The organism is Anaerotruncus sp. AF02-27 (assembly GCF_003465835.1).
Taxonomy (GTDB): Bacteria; Bacillota; Clostridia; order Oscillospirales; family Ruminococcaceae; genus Anaerotruncus; species Anaerotruncus rubiinfantis.
Window position 1 is genome coordinate 110,789 of sequence record NZ_QSBX01000010.1, and the last position, 17,363, is coordinate 128,151.

Consider the following 17,363-nt stretch of genomic DNA (forward strand, 5'->3'; position numbering starts at 1 on the left):
GGGGGGTTTTGTTTTGTCTGTCACCGGTGCCTCATTGCCACAAACAGGGATTCCCATCCGGCGCAGCATCTCCCGCGGATCATTCGCGATGTTCATTCACCCCGCTGGCACGGCGGTTCTTTACACCGGACGACGACCCATTCAGATAGCGGTAAACGGTCGGTTCGGAAATGGAAAGCTGCTCGGCAATTTCCGCAACCGCTCCTTTCATCAGCAGGATGCCCTGCGCGTTGAGCTTCTGTACCAGTTGAACCTTTTCGGCTTTGGTCATGCGCGCGGGCGAGATCCCCGCTTCCTGAATCGCCTTATCGATCAGTGAATGCACCATCGAAACCACTGGATTCCCAAGGTTCTCCTCGACATGCGGAAGATCCTCCCGCACCTCGAAACGCCGCATAAAACGGTTAAAAATATCCCGGAGTTCGGATGCCTGAGAGGTGTCGCTGTTGATGCAGAGCATCCCGATCAGCCGGCCTTCATTCTTGATATAAAAGGTGGAGGAGACAAAAGTTTTTCCGCCGGAATAACCACGGTAGTTGGCCAAAAAGTCCTCCCCTTCATACTGCTTTTCGCTGTAAACCCGAAAGGCCAGATCGGTCATAGAGCTGCCGATTGCGCGGCCGGAAAGATGTCCGTTGCGCAGCGCGATCACCGAATGCTCCGGATTTGACAGATCGTGCAGGATAACCTCGCAGCTTTCTCCAAAGACCTCCGCGAGGAAATCCACAAGCGGGACAAACACCTGCATTAGTTCCTGGTCCTTCATTGAAATCCTCCTTCCATGACCGTTCAGATAGTTCCAGAATAACACCTGTGAATCCAGATAGCAAGTAGAAAAGATCCTGAAATTATTTTTGCGATAAAAAATTATTGTTTTGATAAAATCTCTTGCAATGTGATAATTTCAATGCTATACTGTATTTGAATTAAACTTATTTAACAATTTTTATCAACATTTATTTATGTTTTTTATATTTTTGACATAGCATTGGTGGTATTAGGCGTTGGGAGGTGAAGCGTTAACCTATCCGCCACCTGACAACAAAGAGGAGGAGAGTAACCATGAAAGACGAAAAAAATCTGGAATTCAGAGGCAGCAGCTTTCTCGCGCTGGTTCCCTTCGCAATCTTCATCGTTATCACAATTGCCCTGTCTTTCGTCAATGCGGCTGACCTGAACATGATGATCGGCGCGGGCGTCATCGGACTGCTCGTCGGCATGTTGTTTGTCAAGGATCTGGAGGAATACTGGAACGTCATCCTGGAGGGTCTCGGATCAAAGGTCGGTATGACAGCCGTCATGCTCTGGCTGGTTGTCGGCATCTACGGCAACATCCTCAAAAGCGGCCACATTGTGGAAGGGCTCGTCTGGCTGAGCGTCAAGCTGCATATGAGCGGCGCCGCCTTCACCGTCGCGGCCTTCATTTTCTCAGCCGTATTCGCCATGGCGACCGGTTCCGGATTTGGAACCATTTCGACCATGAGCTTTATCATCTATCCGGCCGGCATCCTGCTCGGCTCGAACCCGGCGGTTCTGGCGGGCGCGATCCTGTCCGGCGCGGCGGTCGGCGACAACCTGGCACCGGTCTCCGACACCACCATCATCGCGGCCACCAGTCAGGAGTATAACAACAAAGACGGCACCGCGGATATCGGCGGAACGGTCCGGACCCGTTCGCCGCTTGTCATTGTGGGCGGGGTCATCGCCGCCGTGATGTTCTTCATCTTCGGCGGATCGGGTAGCGTCATGGACGCCGCACAAGCGGAAAGCCTGCTTGCCCAGTATCAGATGCCGGCCGGGCTGCTCCTGCTGATCCCGACCGTCATCGTCATCATCCTTGCGGTGCGCGGCGTCAATATTTTCGCATCGCTGGGAGTCGGCATCCTCGCAGCCATCATCATCGGCCTCGGCGCGGGACTGTTTGATTTCTCCGCGATCGTCGCCATTCAGGACGGCGCGCTCGTCGGCGCGATCCCAAGCGGTATCGCGGGCATGACCACCGTTTCCATCCTGCTCATCCTGGTCGTCTCCATGGGCAACCTGCTGGTGCGCAGCGGATGCATGGAAAAGACGGTCAACTGGCTCAACGACACGGTCATCAAGACCCCGCGTGGCGCCGAGCTGGCAATCTTCTCGCTTTCTTCGATCTTCGGCATCCTGATCGCGGCGATCAATACCATCGCAAACATCTGTGTGGCGCCGTTTGTCAACGCGATCGGCCGCAAAAACAACCTGCATCCCTACCGCAGCGCAAACATCCTCGCGACCACCATCTGTTCCTTCCCGTTCTTTGCCCCGTTTGGCGGCTGTGTGCTTCTGCTGCTCGGCGGACTTTCGTCCATGAAGGATACTTACCCATTCCTGCCGCAGCTGGCGCCCACCGACATGCTCTTCACCGCTTTTTATCCGTGGGCAATCTGGGTTGTGACGTTGGTCGCCTGCATCATCGGCTGGGGCCGGATGTTTGAGGGCCCGAAGGGTGAGATTGTCAAAGAAGAAGCAAAAGGCAAAGCCCCGGCGGGAAAATAACCGGGACACGACAGAATTAAGGAGGTTGTTTTCGCCATGAATCGACTCACACAACTGATCAAGGACGATATGAAGCCAGCGCTGGGGGTCACCGAGCCGGGCGCCATTGCCTTTGCGGCGGCCAAGGCCCGCAGTTACACCCAAGGCCCGATCGAAAGCGTTTCGGTCGCAATGAACTCCGGCATGTATAAAAATGCGTTCACCTGCGGGATTCCGAACTCAAACGAGGTCGGCAACATCTTTTCCGCCGCGCTTGGCGTTGTCGCCGGAGACTGTGAAAAAGGTCTGGAATCGCTCGCGAACGTCACCCCGGAGGACAATGCTGAAGCCCAAAAGCTGGTGGATCAAGGGCGTGTGACCGTCCAGCTTTCCGGAATCACCTCCGATATCTTCATTGAGGCCACCGTCAAGACCGCCACCGACGAATGCGTCGTCACTATCCGCGACGCGCACACCAATATCGTGCGCATCCTCGTAAACGGCAAGGTGGAATTCGAGAAGGAAGCGGAAAAAGCGGAAAATCTCGACGGACAGCCGGGCGGCGGCCATGAGATCCACAGCTATACCCTCGCACAGCTGGTCGATTATGCAAAAACCGTACCCTTTTCCGAAATCGAGTTCATCCGCGAAGCCTACAAAGTGAACCTCGAGCTCTTCGAAGAGGGGCTCGCGAATCCGCGTACCACCTTCGCGCGTTATCTCAAGAAGATGAACGGCGACGAGGTCTTTTCGAAGGACGCGCTCAAGACCGCCCAGCTGCTCTGCAACGCGGCGATCGAAGCGCGGGTCATTGGGCTTGACAAACCCGCCATGAGCATCACCGGCTCGGGCGCGCACGGCATCATCGCCACCATGCCGCTCTATGCCGAATGCAAGGCCCAAGACCTGCCGGAGGAGAAGTTGCTGCGCGCAACCGCGCTGAGCTATCTGGTCTGCATGTACATTAAGGAATATTCCGGCCGCCTGTCTGCTTTCTGCGGCTGCGCAATCGCTGCCGGCACCGGTATGGCCTGCGCGCTGGTGTTCCTGCGCGACGGCACGGTCGAACAGATGACCCACACGATCAACAACATGGCGTCAAGCATCACCGGCATGATCTGCGACGGCGGCAACCAGGGATGCACCATGAAGGGGATTGTGGCGGTGGACGCGGCATTCAAGTCGGTCGAGCTGGCCATGAATGGCACCTATATCTTCGACGTGCACGGCATCAACGGCAGGACACCGGAACTCACCATGAAGCATATGGGTCTCATCGCTTCGCCTGGTATGGTCGGCACCGAAAAGACCATTGTTGAAATCTTTGAAAGCAAGTTGAAATAGTTCCTCCCTCATCAGGGCAGCCGGGTGTCTCACATGGAGATGCCCGGCTGTTTGTTTTTCCGCTCTGTGTTGGATTTTCGACCTTGCCACAAAAAATTCGGTTCCGCATATGTCGTAATTTGTTGTTGTGAGTCTGGATTTTATATAGTATACTGTATGATATATGGAAATGGCATTACACAACCTCTCGCTTTCCAATCCTCTGGTTGACAGAAAGGTTTGTTTTGTAATCCATTGCAATTTGATGCCAGCGTTTATGGCAATGGAGGTATCCCGGCGATGAACAGCTGCCGCTCTATAGAAAAAACCGCCCTATCCGGGAGTTTTCCCCGCTCGCCGGTATGGGGTCTATTTTTGAAGTTGGGAACAAGGAGGGGGATGCAGTGAACCGGGATACGCTTCTGATCGTTGACGATATGGAGATCAACCGGGCAATCCTCCGTGCGCTTTTCGAGCCGGAATACAATCTGCTGGAAGCGGAAAACGGCGAGCAGGCCATGCTGCTCATCAAACAGTACCGGCATTCGCTGGCCGCAGTCCTGCTCGACCTGGTGATGCCCCTCAAGGATGGTTATCAGGTCATGTCGGAGATGTCCCAGAACGGACTGATGGACAACTTTCCGATCATTGTCATCACTTCTGAGGATTCAACCGAAAACGAAGTCCGTGCTTTCGATCTTGGCGCCGCGGATATTATCATCAAACCGTTCGAGCCGCATGTGGTCCGCCGGAGAGTGCAGAATGCGGTCGATCTCAACCGCCACAAAACACATCTGGAGGAAATGGTGGAAGAGCAGGCGACAAAGCTGCGGGAATCCCGCGACGTCATCATGGACACCCTTTCTTCCGTCATCGAGCACCGCAGCGCCGAAACCGGCCAGCATGTCCTGCGCATCCGCATGTTCACCAAGGTCCTGCTCGAAAATGTGATGCGCTGCTGTCCTGAATACGATCTGGATGAACATGCGGTCAGCGTCATCGCGGAGGCCGCCGCCCTGCACGACATCGGCAAGATTTCCATTCCGGATACCATCCTCAGCAAACCGGGGCGGCTCACGCCGGAGGAATTTGAGGTGATGAAGACCCATACTGTGAAGGGTTGTGAGATCCTTGCGGGCCTCGACCGGATGGGGGATAAGGAATATCTGCTGTACGCTTATAATATCTGCCGGTATCACCATGAGCGGTGGGACGGCGCCGGATATCCGGATGGACTGAAAGGGGATAACACCCCCATTTATGCCCAGGCGGTTGGAATCGCCGACGCATACGACGCGCTGACTACCGATCGGGTTTATAAAAAGGCGATCCCGCCGAAACGGGCGATGACCATGATCCTCAATGGGGAGTGCGGCGCGTTTTCCCCCATGCTTTTGGAAAGCCTGAAAAACGTACGCGAACAATTCTATGAGCTTTCCTGCAACTACGCGGACGGCAATACGCTCAAGACGACTACGGAGCGGCTGATATCCAACTCCCCCGCCCCATACCAGAATATCAAGAATACCTCTGAACTTGGTCAGATGAAATATCTTGCCATGCTGCGTTATATTGGAGCCACCGTTCTGGAAGTGGACATGAACAGCGGAATCTACCATCTGATCCACCAGCAGAACGACGATTTCCAGGATCTCCGTTCCGGCGGCACCTTTGAGGAGTCGATGCGCGCCTTTGCGGAGCATGCCGTCCATCCAGATGACCGGCTGGAAGTACTTGGAATTCTCGACGGAGGAATCGAGGAATTTTTTGTGAGCGGACTGATGAAAAAGTCCCGTAAATACCGGGTATTTCATCGTACCTCCGGCGAGTATATCTGGTACGAAGGCACCTCGCTGCGCGTTGACATCGACAATCCCAAACGCCATAAGATCCTCATCGTATGGAGCCCGTTGGATCTGCCCGCCGGCTCCCCCGCAATGCAAACGGAAACAGCCTGTGCGCCGCTGACGCAGGAGCTGCAGGTCGGGGTACAGCAGTGTATCAATGACCGCTGGTTCACCATGACCTATATGAACGACGGTTTTACCACCCTGTTTGGCTACAGCAGGCAGGAAATCAGCGACCGGTTCCACAACCGGTACATCGAAATGATCCATCCCGACGACCAGCAGTATGTGCGCCGGGAGTTTCTCGCGCAGCTTTCCGCCAGCAGCACCCAGCGTCTGGAGTATCGGATTGTGAACAAACAAGGCCAGGTTGTTTGGGTTCTGGAAAAATGCCAGCTTGCTTCGGCGCAGGACGGGCGCGAATATCTCAACTGCGTCCTGACCGATATCACTCAGATCAAAGCGGCGCAGGAAGAATTGCGCCTGAGCATGGAACGGTATCAGATTATCCAGGATCAGACCAACGACATCATTTTTGAATGGAATCTCGCGCAGGATCTGGTCACCTATTCCCCCAACTGGATCAAAAAATTCGGATACCGGCCGGTATCCAGCAGCGCACAGATGCAGACCGCCTCGCATATCTTCCCAAGCGACCTCCCAGCCTTCCAGAAGCTGATGGAAAGTGTGATCAAAGGAGCTCCCTACGGGGAAGCCGAGATACGCATCGCTGACCAGAACGGACGGTACCTCTGGTGCCGCCTGCGCGCGACCACGCAGTTCAATGACGCGGGAAAGCCATTGAAAGCGGTTGGCGTCATTATTGATATTGACGCGGAAAAACGCCGTACACAGGAACTGTCCGACAAAGCCGAACGGGACGCGCTCACCAAGCTCTATACGAAAAACACCGCCCGCGAAATCATCGAGGATACGCTGGCCCATCGGGACACATCAGAACGCTTCGCGATGCTGCTGCTTGATCTTGATAACTTCAAGCAGATCAACGATTCTCACGGCCACATGTTTGGGGACGCCGTACTGGCGGAAGCCGCTTCCCGCCTGAAACTGCTCTTCCGCGCGGGGGATACCGTCGCACGGTTTGGCGGGGACGAATTCCTGGTTTTCCTGACGTACGCATCTGACGAAACGTTCCTGATCGACAAGGCCGAAAAGATCATCCAAGCCTATCGCGGCGTATTCGAGGTTGAGCTCGGTGAAAACCGGCTGACCTGCAGCGTCGGCATCTCCCGCTGCCCGGACGACGGCACTGATTTTCAGGCGCTTTTCCAACATTGCGACCGGGCGCTTTATCAGGCCAAACTGAAGGGCAAAGATCAGTTTGCGCTCTACAACAACGCGACAATGTCCACAATCTTCGGACTCAGCGCACAGCAGGTTTATGCCGCGGGCACCCGGATTGAATCGGACGACACGGATGATTTCGGTGTTGACGGCATCGTCCCACAGGCTTTCAAACTGCTCTACGAGTCCGGCGACATCGAAACGGCGATCAACGCAATCCTTGAGATGGCCGGTCGCAAATACAATGTCAGCCGGGCATATATCTTTGAAGATTTCGAAGACGGCTCCTGGTGCCGGAATACGTTTGAATGGTGCAACGATGGGGTGCATCCGGAAATCGATTCCCTGCAGCATGTGACCTATGAGGAACTTGGAAACAACTATCACGAAAATTTTGATGAAAACGGCATCTTTTACTGCCGCGACATTGCCACCCTGTCCAAAGCGCAGTATGATATCCTTGCGCCGCAGGGAATCCGTTCTCTTCTGCAGTGCGCGGTGCGGGACGCCGGGAAGTTCGTCGGGTTTGTGGGCTTTGACGACTGTACCATCCTGCGGATGTGGACCCAGAGCCAGATCAACGCGCTGACCTTCATTTCCGAGCTGCTGTCCACCTTTTTGCTCAAAATGCGCGCGCAGGACCGTGCGCTCGCAACCGCGCGAGACCTGCGCATGATCCTGGATGAGCAGAATTCCTGGATCTACGTGATTGATCCGGACAACTTCGCTCTGCGTTACGTCAATGCAAAAACTCTTCGTACGGTTCCCAACATACAGCTCGGCACGCCCTGCCACAGCGCATTTTTCCACCGGGATGCCCCCTGCGAAAATTGCCCTGCCCGGGGAATTCGGGAAATCCGCAACCGGACTTTGGAGGTCTATAACCCGATCCTGCATATCTGGTCCCTTGCGGACGCCACTCTGATCCGCTGGGGCGGCCAGGAAGCATGCCTGCTGGCATGCCACGATATCACAAAGTTTAGAAACCACACGGATTCAGTCGGCGGCTCTCCGGCGCTTTTGAAAAAATGACGGCGGATGCCGCTGTGAATTCAGCTGCGCAGCACGCTCAAATCCAGTCATAACCACCCCTAAGAGGGGTGGCATAAGGAGCGGCCTATAAGGCCAAATGCAAAAAAGCCGGCAAGGGTTAAACCCTTGCCCGGCTTTTTTGCAGGAACATCACATTAAAATCAATAACAGGATGAAACCATAAATCGATACAGGCTCCAATTGCTTTCCATTGGACTTTTGGCCGTTCAATCGTTTTGGGGGAGGCACGTTTGCACAAACACAAACCGCGGAGGCGCGGCGCAAACCGAAATCGTGAAGCCTTCGATGCAAAAAGTTGCGATTTCCGGGTTTCCCCATGTTTCGATCGAGGAAACCGGAGCCACGGATGCGAACCCTACACCCTCCCGTTTGAGCCACGCCTCCTTGCGGGTCCAGACCTCAATGAATTGTTCCGCGTCCAAAGCATATGCCTGTTCCGCCGGGGTGAAATATTTCTTTGCAAGCGCGGGATTTATCCTGCGCGGGCGCTCTAGGTCGATCCCAACCGGCCGGTCAAACACCGCGCAGGCAACCGCGCCGCGCGTGTGCGCAATGCTGATGTGAATGCCCGGATACGCCGGCAAAAACGGGTTTCCATGCGCGCCTTTTTCAATACGCGGAGAAAATCCAAGCGCGTCCGCCAACAGGCGGCGCGCCGCGGCAGAGAGATCGGTTTCCCCAGTGCGCGCGAAGTAGACGGCATTTTCCATCAGACGTCCCTCTTCACGTAGTCGATGAGCCAGAAGTCGGCTTCGGTCGCAAGGCGTTCGCAGCTTTTCAGCCGTTCGCAGCCTGCCACCGGTGTCTTATAATAGTACGGCGTCATCGAAAAGAGGCTTTCGATCAGTTCGTTTCCTTCGAGTGAAAACGTGTAGCTGATCCGTTTGCGTTCCAGAATTTCGAAACCCGGCAGTTCAAATGTTTTTTCCGGATTTTCATAGGGCGCGTCGTAGAGGATCTTCTTGAGCCCGAAAAGATGCCGTGCCGCCGGATAGACCGCTGCGAAATGCCCGCCCGGCGTGAGTACGCGGGCAAATTCCCCGGCGCAGACGGGGGAAAAGACATTGTAGCAGCAATCCACCGAGCCAGATGCGACCGGCAGCTCAAACAGGCTCGCCACCGCAAACCGCGCCTGCGGGCAACGTCTGGCGGCATGTTTGACAGCCCGCTTCGAGATGTCCACACCGATGAGGGAAGGCTCCTTCCCAGCGGCAGAAAGCGCCGCAAAAAGGCGCGCGGCGTAGTAACCCTCCCCACAGCCGGCGTCAAGAATGCGCGGGGATTTTTTGCAGCGGCCGGCGAGCATCTTATTCAGCGCATCGGAAAGCGGCTCATAACAGCCGGTATCAAGAAACCGGGTGCGTCCGCGTACCATTTCAGCGTTGTCGCCCGGGTCCTGGCTGTTCTTTTTATTCGGCGGCAACAGGTAGAGATAGCCCTGTGCCGAAAGGTCGTAGGAATGACCACGCGGGCAGCGGAAAGCCTGCTGCGCGCGGTCGAGCGGCCCTTTGCAAACCGGACAGATAAACATGTTTGTCCCCCAGTTTCCTCAGAATTGTATTTATTGTACCAGTCTTGCCCGGTTTCGTCAATTTCAGTTTGCCTGCATCCGTTTTGTATGGTATCATCATTTTATGCTGAAAAGTTGGGGGAATCAAAATGATGGACATCAAACTTCTTGCACTGGATATGGACGGCACCACCCTGAAAAGCGACCACCGGACTCTGTCCGGCAGGAACCGCGCCGCAATCGAAGCGGCCATTCAAAAAGGCGTCGACGTGGTGATCGCAACCGGGCGCACCCGGGTGCGCATCCCAGAACAGATGCTTGCTATCGGCGGGCTGCGTTACGCGCTCACCTCGAACGGGGCGGCGGTCACCGATCTTACCGAAGACCGCGTCATCTATTCAAATCCGCTGCCAAAGCCTGTTATCCAAAAGCTGATCGACACTTTTTCCGATCTGCGGCTCTATATTGAAGCGTACTGCCGGGGATATTCCTATGTCGACCGCTCGCTCGCGCCCCTGATGGCCGGATTTGACATCAGTCCCGACCGCAAAGCGATGCTGACGGCAAGCGAACGGCCCATCGACGGCTTTAACGCATTCATTCTGCGCGAGGACGTGGACGTCGAGAAGTTCAATTTTCCCTTCATCCCGCGCGAACAGCTCGACGAAGTCTGGCACAGGCTGCGGCGCATTCCCGAGATTATGCCGACCACTTCGATCAAGCAGAATGCGGAAATCAACTACGTCACCTCCAGCAAGGCGGACGGCCTGCTGCATCTGTGCGAACATCTCGGGCTCACGGCGGAAAACGTGATGGCGATCGGCGACGCGGGCAACGATCTCGCCATGCTTCGGTTCGCCGGGATCGGCGTCGCGATGGAAAACGCCCCTGATGATGTGAAAGCCGCCGCAAACCATGTCACTGGCAGCAACGATTTGGACGGCGTTGCGCAGGCGATTGAAAAGTTCCTGCTCTAGTATTGGTGAAAACAGCCAAATTATATTTTTATCTTTTGTCCAATACGTCTGATCTCCCCAAATTTGCATGATTTGAAAATTAATCCTGCATTTCGGATTGACTTTCCTCCTGTTTTCATCTATAATAAAACCATCCTAAAGAGAATAAAACGACCTGGCAAAGGCGCTGCGGTGAAAGGTACAGAACCCTTTTGACGTGGGCGTCTTTTTGATTTCTTCCTCATTAACTGTTTGACCTCCTCTTTAATCCTTCATATCTTCTTTTCTTTCTGCAAAAAAGCAGCTTGCCTTTTGTGGCGGCTGCTTTTTTGCAGGTTTTATTCTTCAGCCGTCAAAAGCAGCTATTTCCTTCATCCTTTCGCCTTCTATTTGACAATCTCCCGGCCATATAGTAGCATTGTCAGTAGGAAAACCCTTACAGGAGGCGATGGGATGGATCTTTCCATCAAACAGACCCAAAAACAGGTATTGGCTCCGCAGGTGGAGCTTTCCACACGTATCCTGCAGATGGATGGGCTTCAGCTTGCGGAGTATCTCAAGGAAATGGCGCTCGAAAACCCAGTGGCGGAGCTCGATTTCCCACATGCGCAGGACGAAGCTGAATCGCGCCGCCAGATGGCTTTGCGCAAGCTGGAGTGGCTCGAGAGCCAGACCCATCGTGAACGGGAGAACACCGGGTACTATGAGGAGGACGACTCCCCGCTTGAGCCGCAGATTTCCTCCGTCGAAGAGGAAAGCCTTTCCGACCACCTGATGAAACAGGCTGCCGTTCACTGCACGCCGGAGCTTTTTCCGGTGGTGCGGTATGTTATTGGCTGCCTCGACGAAAACGGCTACCTCAAGGTGCCGGATGGCGAAATCTGCGCCGAAGTCCCCTGCACGCCCGAAGCGCTCGCGCTCGCGGTCGCCTCTGTACAGGAATTGGAGCCGGCCGGTGTCGGCGCGCGCAGCCTCGCCGAATGCCTGCGGCTGCAGCTCGCGCCGGAGGATACGCTCGCGCGGCGGCTTGTGACCGATTTTCTGGAGCAGGTCGCAAAAAACCGGACGGATGCCCTTGCAAAAACGCTTGGGGTGAGTACGGAGGAAATTTCCGGGGCAATCCGGCGTATCCGGCGGCTGAATGCCAAGCCAGGCAGCCTTTACTGCCGGTTTGAACGCCCGGCCTACATCACGCCGGATGTGGTCGTCACCAGTTTCCAGGATCAGTACAACATTCTGCTGTGCGAATTTTCCTATCCGCGGATCACCATTAACGAAGGATACCTCAAAATGGCGAAGGAAACCTCCGACAAACAGGTTGCCGACTATCTGGCGGATAAGCTCGGCCAAATCGCCTGGATTCAAAAATGTATCGAAAGCCGCAATGCGACTCTGCTTGCCGTGACTAAGACGATCGTCAAACGACAGGAGCGGTTCTTCCGTTACGGCCCACGGTATCTGAACGTTCTGCGGATGCGGGATGTGGCTGAAATGATCGGTATGCACGAATCCACCGTCAGCCGGGCGGTACGGGACAAGTACCTGCAATGCGCCCATGGGGTATACCCGCTGCGGCATTTCTTTGTACAGGGCGTGGAGGGTGCTTCAGGAGCGGTCAGCGCGCATGATGCGCGCGAGCGTATCCGTGAACTGATCGGAACGGAAGATCCCGCGCATCCGCTCAGTGACCAGAAGCTGGCGGACCTGCTCGCGCGGGATGGAATTGAAATCTCCCGCCGCACGGTTGCAAAATACCGCGACGCACTCGGCATCCAGCCCGCCGCACAGCGGCGCGGATAATCCATAAGGCAGGCGGTCAGAAAAAGCCCCTGATCGAATCTATGAAAACGACCCGGACGCTTCGGCGTCCGGGTCGTTTTTGTGCTGGGTGGGAAGGGGCTATTTCGCGCAGCTGAGGCACAGAACGGTTTCAAGCCGCTGATCCTTCTGATAAAGGGTCATCGTTGAGTCCCCAATCCCCTCGATCGCGGTGGGGGCTCCGCTCGCAACTGCCGCAACCTTTTCGACGATCCGGTTGGAAACCGCGTCCACCCCATCGGTTCCGTCCATGATACCAGTTGCGTCGATATCGATGTCCTCATTGATGAGGTCGCGGTTTCCGCTGACCCGGATGACCGGAACAACAGCGTTCGAGAAGCCCGCCGCGCCGCTTGTCCAGAGGATGATGTGCGCGCCAAGCGAAGCGTAGTTGACGCCCGCGCCGCCGCAGAGCATGGTCACCTCGGAAAGGTAGAAGCCGGGCTTCTCCGGCCGGTCGATGAAATCCTTGTTGATCTGCAGGATGTCCTGGATCGGGCGGGAGCCGGTCTTGTGCAGCGCGCCGAGGGATTTTTCCTCGATGGTGGTAAGTCCGCCGACCGAATTGCCGATACTCATTGTTTCAACATCCGTTCCCTCCACGCTCCAGCGGATGCGCTCGTTCGCAATCAGTGTATTGATCTTTTCGGCCACATGCGCGTTCACCGCGCGGCGGCCGAGGATCTCTTCACAGCCCTGTAATTCAAACAGCTCGCCGCCGATGCAGATGGCGCCCATATCCACAAGCTTGTCGAGCGCGGCGCCGCAGCTCGGGTTCGAGGCGATGCCGGAGGAGGTGTCGCTGCCGCCGCATTTCACGCCGACCACCAGCTTGCTCATCGGGAACGGTTCCCGCGTGAGGCTGTCGGCGTAGTCCTGCATTTTCTGCAGCTTCTCGATGCCGATCTTCACCGCTCTGCGGGTGCCGCCGACCTCCTCGCAGGTGAGGGTATCGGCCGGTTTCCCGGTGGCGGCGATTGGGTCCGCGACCTGGCTGGGCAGGATGCTTCCGCAGCCCATCGCCACCACCAGCACGCCCGCCACATTCGGATTCTTGCCGACGGCGATCATCTGGTTGAACGTTTCCTCATTGCCGCCGAGCATACAGGTGTACCAGTTGGTCAGCACGACCGCATCGTCAAATTTTCTGGCGATGCCGCGGGCAATCCCCTCACAGCATTCGTCCACCGCGACGATCAAAAGCTTATTGCGGATGCCCACCGATCCGTCGGGGCGTCTGTATCCCATGAAATTCATTTCCCATCCTCCTCGACCGTGATATGCATCTGCCGCATGATCTCTTTTTTGAAGGCGGGCGGGATATCCACCGCCAGGCTTTTTACATTGTGGACATGCACCAGCATCCCCTTCTGGAACGCGCGGGTACATTCCCCGATGACCGCGCCGTATTTGACGACCCGGTCTCCCGGCACAGCGCCCGTAAGCGCGATCTTGTTGCCGAAGGGGATATCCTCCAGCGCGGTGACGCTGCAAAGGAAATTGTTGTCCGCGTCGTGGATGCCGGCTTCTTCGCCCTTATGGGTATCCTCCAGAGCGGTGGCAACCATATCCTTTTCATTCATACGAATAAAACGTTTCATCCTTCCTTGACTGCCTCCTCCGCTGCTTCTTCATCCAGGAACATCTGCTCCATCTTATAGGCCGGGATTCTGCCGTAATCTTTCTTCATCCAGCGCATCCAGCCGTAGAGCAGAAGCAGCATGACAAAAATAATGGGGGTTGCGGTAATGATTGCGCAGGTTTTGATGGTGTTGAGGTTTGCGTTGATCAGAATCATAGTCAGCGGAACGAGCGAAAGCATGATGCACCAGAACAGACGCAGGAATGGATTCGGGTCCTCGCTGTTCTTAAGTCCCGGGCTGGAGGTTGAAGCCATTGTGAAGGCCGCGCCGTCAAGGGTGGTTGCCAAAAAGAGCAGCGAGCTGATGCAGAACATCACCATAAAGACCGCCCCAAACGGCAGCGAACGCATCACCTGGACAATCGCAAGGGTATCTTCCCCATTTGCCAGCATGCCGACCATGTCGACCATGCCATTGATCTGCCGGTGCAGCGAAAGGCTGCCGAGCACGCCAAAGTAGAGGAAACAGCCGACGCTGCCGGAGATCAGGGTGTTCGCAACAACCGAACGGATGGTGCGGCCTTTGGAGACCTTCGCAATAAAGATGCCGGTGAACGGCGCATAGGTGATCCAATAGAGCCAGTAGAAGATGGTCCAGGCTTCCGGGAACCCGGTCTTGCCGATCGGGTCGGTGAAGAGGCTCATGTGGATGAAGTTCTGGAACATCAGGCCGAACGACTGGGTGAAGTTGCCGATGATGAAGAGGGTCGGTCCGCAGACCAGCACGCCGATCACGAAGATGATGACCAGCTTGAGATTCCAGTCGGAGATCTTCGCCATCCCCTTCTGGATGCCAATGTAAGAGGACAGCGAATAGATGATCGAAAGGGCGACGATGATCACAATATTCATCACAAAGGTCGGCTGGATGCCGATGACCGAGCAGAGCACCTGTGTGACCAGCGGGACCGAAACGCCCAGCGTGATCGAAAGGCCGCCGAAGCAGATGAAGATGAAAAGCACATCGACGATCCGGCAGACGATTCCGTTCGGTTTGAGGCCGGTGATCGCGCTGACGATGCCCGACAGGCTCAGTCCTTTGTTTTTGCGGACATGGAAGTGGTAGGCGACCGGGATGCCGACCAGCGCATAAAGTGTCCAGGCGCTGATGCCCCAGTGGAACATGGTGTATGGGACAGCCATCTCAAAAGCCGCCTGCGAGCCGGGGTCGATGCCGAGGCCCGGGGTGCCGATGTAATAGGCCCACTCAATAAACGCCCAATAGCAGGTCGCGGAGCCGAGTCCGCAGGACATCATCATGGCGACCCATTTAAAGGTGGAATACTCCGGCTTTCCGTCGCCGAGCTTGATCTTGCCGTATTTGCTGAAGGATACGCCCACCAGCAGCAGAATGCCGAAAAATGCGAACATCAGGGTCAGGGAACCGAACATGTCGGTCAGAGTGCCGAAAATGCCGTTCGCCACATTCTGGGACGCCTCCGGCGCGACATAAAGGCATGCCACGACCGCAAAGACGACGACCAGGCTGACGCCGATCAGCAATTTATCCAGTTTCTTTGTCATAATCAATCTCCTCTTTCTTCCTCAAATCCGGTTTTTAAGCCATTCTGTACTTATCGATCATGTCCTCGTCGAGTTCTACCCCAAGCCCGATGCAGTCAGGGACTGTGACATAACCGTTTTCGAAGGGGATCAGGTTCTTGACAAGGCCGGTGAACAGCGGACTGGTGCTCTGGCTGTATTCCATCAGGTCTCCATGCTCGGTGGAGGCCAAAAACTGCACCGTCGCCGCCAGCAGGATACCGGTCGAGAATCCATGCGGGATCAGCTTGGTGCCGTTCATCTCAGCCAGGTCGTAGATCTTGCGCATTTCGCTGATGCCGCCGCAGCGGGTGATATCCGGCTGAACGATGTCCGGCTGCGCGCCGCGCAGGAAGTCGTTGAACTCGTAGCGGGTGGTCAGGCTTTCGCCGCCCGAAATCTTGATGCCGCACATGCCGGAGAGCTTCGCATAGCCTTTGAGGTCATCGCCCAGGATCGGCTCCTCGATCCAGTTGAGGTTATACTTTTCCATCCGTTTGAACATCGAAACGGAAGCGCCGTAGGTGCGCCATTTGGTCGCGATGTCGATCTGCATCTCAAAATTTTCACCGAGTTCGTCGCGCACCGCCGCAACGATCGCTTCGTCGGTGTCCGGATCGTCCCCCAGGATGCCGCCGCCGAATTTGAGGCTGGTGAAGCCCTGTTTTTTGAGATCCGCCGCGAGCACACGGTTTTCTTCCGGCGTATCCGCCGGGATAAAGGTGCCGTAAGCACGGATTTTATCGCGGTATTTCCCGCCGAGCAGCATATGGATCGGCGTGCGGTAATACTGGGACGCAATATCCCACAGCGCGATATCGACCGCGCTCATCGCATGGATACCAAGTCCCCGGCGCCCGTTGTAGTTGCTGGCCCAGTACATCTTGTCCCAGAGTTTCTGGATTTCCAGCGGGTTCTCCCCAATGATCAGGCGTTTGAGGCCGCCGCTGTAAAGGTTCGATTCCGGCGCCTCGATCATTGCGCGGGCCACCATCGGCGAGGTGTCGCTCTCTCCGATCCCGGTGATTCCCTCGTCGGTGTGCACCTTCACAATGAACGCGTCATCCCCCCATTCGCAAGGCTCGTCAAAGGCCGGTACGCGCAGGCAGATGACCTCCACATCGGTAATTTTCATGCCAAATCCCTCCATCTTCCTTTTGTGGTGAAATAAAAATCTTTCGCCCATTGATTTAAGCAAATTGCGTGCCAACTTTTTTCGACGGATTTTTTTCCGCATTTTTGTATCAACAGATAATCTTCCAGAAGGGCTTTTCACCGGAATTTACAAATTGATGAGTTTTTTTCAACTCGCCGCGCGAACATTCTCCGAATTTCTGAGTTGATATGAATTCACCCCGGCCGATTCCGCACGGGTTTCCGCCAAATATTTTATAAATTCCCCGCCAACCCGCTTCCTTTTTCGTTATTTTTGATATAATGGAAGCAAATCAGTTTGGGGAGGTGCGTTCTATGCCAAAATATTCCGACCATATCCACGGGATGGACTTTGACACATTCTTTTCCATTGTCGACGCGATGTACGATGAGCTGCTGATCTATGACGGCAACTATAACATCGTCTATATCAACCAGGCCTGCGCGCGCCACTATTGCTGTACCCCCAACCAGATGATCGGCAAATCGTTTTTTGACTTTGTCAACAACGACTGGTGGGGCCCCTCCATCCTTCCCATCATCTACCGGGAGAAAAAAGCCTACGCCATCAAACAGAAAACCTACGTGGGCAGCGAGCTGCTCACCATCGCGGTTCCGCTGTTCGACGAGAACAACGAAATCCGCTTCAATATGCGTATCATTGTCCAAACTCAAGCTCATATCTTCCGCAATGATTGGGAGCT

General features: G+C 55.4%; 13 protein-coding genes. 6 read left to right on the forward strand and 7 right to left on the reverse strand.

Going from position 1 to position 17,363, the window contains the following annotated elements; translation table 11 throughout:
* Positions 1 to 79 precede the first annotated feature (79 nt).
* Positions 80 to 766 (reverse strand): transcriptional regulator, encoded by a 687-nt coding sequence (locus tag DWV16_RS09950; protein ID WP_118479031.1) that lies wholly within the window; start codon positions 764 to 766, stop codon positions 80 to 82.
* Between the two features lie 269 nt (positions 767 to 1,035).
* Between DWV16_RS09950 and DWV16_RS09955 the strand changes: the two genes are divergently transcribed.
* The 3 genes from DWV16_RS09955 to DWV16_RS09965 all read left to right on the forward strand — a co-directional run bounded on the left by DWV16_RS09955 (position 1,036) and on the right by DWV16_RS09965 (position 8,015).
* Positions 1,036 to 2,529 carry a Na+/H+ antiporter NhaC family protein gene (locus tag DWV16_RS09955; RefSeq protein WP_341472912.1) on the forward strand — a complete coding sequence of 498 codons (1,494 nt, stop codon included), beginning with the start codon at positions 1,036 to 1,038 and terminating at the stop codon, positions 2,527 to 2,529.
* A 36-nt stretch (positions 2,530 to 2,565) separates the two neighbouring features.
* The gene (locus DWV16_RS09960; protein ID WP_118479033.1) at positions 2,566 to 3,852 is read left to right on the forward strand and encodes a serine dehydratase subunit alpha family protein; all 1,287 of its coding nucleotides are present in this window, start codon (positions 2,566 to 2,568) and stop codon (positions 3,850 to 3,852) included.
* A gap of 383 nt (positions 3,853 to 4,235) precedes the next feature.
* Positions 4,236 to 8,015, forward strand: a complete 3,780-nt coding sequence (locus tag DWV16_RS09965; protein WP_066458728.1) for a diguanylate cyclase domain-containing protein — start codon at positions 4,236 to 4,238, stop codon at positions 8,013 to 8,015.
* Between the two features lie 227 nt (positions 8,016 to 8,242).
* On the opposite strand, the gene DWV16_RS09970 is transcribed toward DWV16_RS09965, so the two are convergent.
* Positions 8,243 to 8,746 carry a 4'-phosphopantetheinyl transferase superfamily protein gene (locus DWV16_RS09970; RefSeq protein ID WP_118479035.1) on the reverse strand — a complete coding sequence of 168 codons (504 nt, stop codon included), beginning with the start codon at positions 8,744 to 8,746 and terminating at the stop codon, positions 8,243 to 8,245.
* Entirely contained in the window at positions 8,746 to 9,567 is an 822-nt protein-coding gene (locus DWV16_RS09975; protein WP_066458726.1) for a putative RNA methyltransferase, read from the reverse strand. The genes DWV16_RS09970 and DWV16_RS09975 overlap by 1 nt, the downstream gene beginning before the upstream one ends.
* A gap of 128 nt (positions 9,568 to 9,695) precedes the next feature.
* Here DWV16_RS09975 and DWV16_RS09980 point away from each other — a divergent pair, with 128 nt between their 5' ends.
* Both DWV16_RS09980 and rpoN read left to right on the forward strand, forming a co-directional pair.
* On the forward strand, positions 9,696 to 10,523 hold the full coding sequence (locus DWV16_RS09980) for a Cof-type HAD-IIB family hydrolase (protein WP_118479037.1): 828 nt from the start codon (positions 9,696 to 9,698) through the stop codon (positions 10,521 to 10,523).
* A 432-nt stretch (positions 10,524 to 10,955) separates the two neighbouring features.
* Entirely contained in the window at positions 10,956 to 12,302 is a 1,347-nt protein-coding gene (gene rpoN, locus DWV16_RS09985; protein WP_118479039.1) for an RNA polymerase factor sigma-54, read from the forward strand.
* Positions 12,303 to 12,401: 99 nt separating this feature from the next.
* On the opposite strand, the gene DWV16_RS09990 is transcribed toward rpoN, so the two are convergent.
* From DWV16_RS09990 to DWV16_RS10005, 4 genes are read right to left on the reverse strand one after another with little or no spacing between them, the layout of a single operon-like run.
* Positions 12,402 to 13,577 carry a UxaA family hydrolase gene (locus tag DWV16_RS09990; protein ID WP_118479041.1) on the reverse strand — a complete coding sequence of 392 codons (1,176 nt, stop codon included), beginning with the start codon at positions 13,575 to 13,577 and terminating at the stop codon, positions 12,402 to 12,404.
* Entirely contained in the window at positions 13,574 to 13,921 is a 348-nt protein-coding gene (locus DWV16_RS09995; RefSeq protein ID WP_066458714.1) for a UxaA family hydrolase, read from the reverse strand. Before DWV16_RS09995 ends, DWV16_RS09990 begins: the two co-directional genes overlap by 4 nt.
* A complete protein-coding gene (locus DWV16_RS10000; protein ID WP_066458712.1) occupies positions 13,918 to 15,486 on the reverse strand; it encodes a BCCT family transporter in 1,569 nt (522 codons plus the stop codon). The genes DWV16_RS09995 and DWV16_RS10000 overlap by 4 nt, the downstream gene beginning before the upstream one ends.
* A 34-nt stretch (positions 15,487 to 15,520) precedes the next feature.
* Positions 15,521 to 16,639, reverse strand: a complete 1,119-nt coding sequence (locus tag DWV16_RS10005; RefSeq protein WP_118479043.1) for a mandelate racemase/muconate lactonizing enzyme family protein — start codon at positions 16,637 to 16,639, stop codon at positions 15,521 to 15,523.
* Between the two features lie 335 nt (positions 16,640 to 16,974).
* Here DWV16_RS10005 and DWV16_RS10010 point away from each other — a divergent pair.
* Positions 16,975 to 17,363: PAS domain-containing protein (locus DWV16_RS10010; RefSeq protein WP_158572843.1), on the forward strand; the 389-nt coding region annotated here is incomplete at its 3' end.

Coding starts and splice junctions, on each gene's coding strand:
- DWV16_RS09950 (WP_118479031.1), bottom strand. CDS start 766: ATGAAGGACCAGGAACTAATGCAGGTGTTTGTCCCGCTTGTGGATTTC.
- DWV16_RS09960 (WP_118479033.1), top strand. CDS start 2,566: ATGAATCGACTCACACAACTGATCAAGGACGATATGAAGCCAGCGCTG.
- DWV16_RS09970 (WP_118479035.1), bottom strand. CDS start 8,746: ATGGAAAATGCCGTCTACTTCGCGCGCACTGGGGAAACCGATCTCTCT.
- DWV16_RS09975 (WP_066458726.1), bottom strand. CDS start 9,567: ATGTTTATCTGTCCGGTTTGCAAAGGGCCGCTCGACCGCGCGCAGCAG.
- DWV16_RS09980 (WP_118479037.1), top strand. CDS start 9,696: ATGATGGACATCAAACTTCTTGCACTGGATATGGACGGCACCACCCTG.
- rpoN (WP_118479039.1), top strand. CDS start 10,956: ATGGATCTTTCCATCAAACAGACCCAAAAACAGGTATTGGCTCCGCAG.
- DWV16_RS09990 (WP_118479041.1), bottom strand. CDS start 13,577: ATGAATTTCATGGGATACAGACGCCCCGACGGATCGGTGGGCATCCGC.
- DWV16_RS09995 (WP_066458714.1), bottom strand. CDS start 13,921: ATGAAACGTTTTATTCGTATGAATGAAAAGGATATGGTTGCCACCGCT.
- DWV16_RS10000 (WP_066458712.1), bottom strand. CDS start 15,486: ATGACAAAGAAACTGGATAAATTGCTGATCGGCGTCAGCCTGGTCGTC.
- DWV16_RS10005 (WP_118479043.1), bottom strand. CDS start 16,639: ATGAAAATTACCGATGTGGAGGTCATCTGCCTGCGCGTACCGGCCTTT.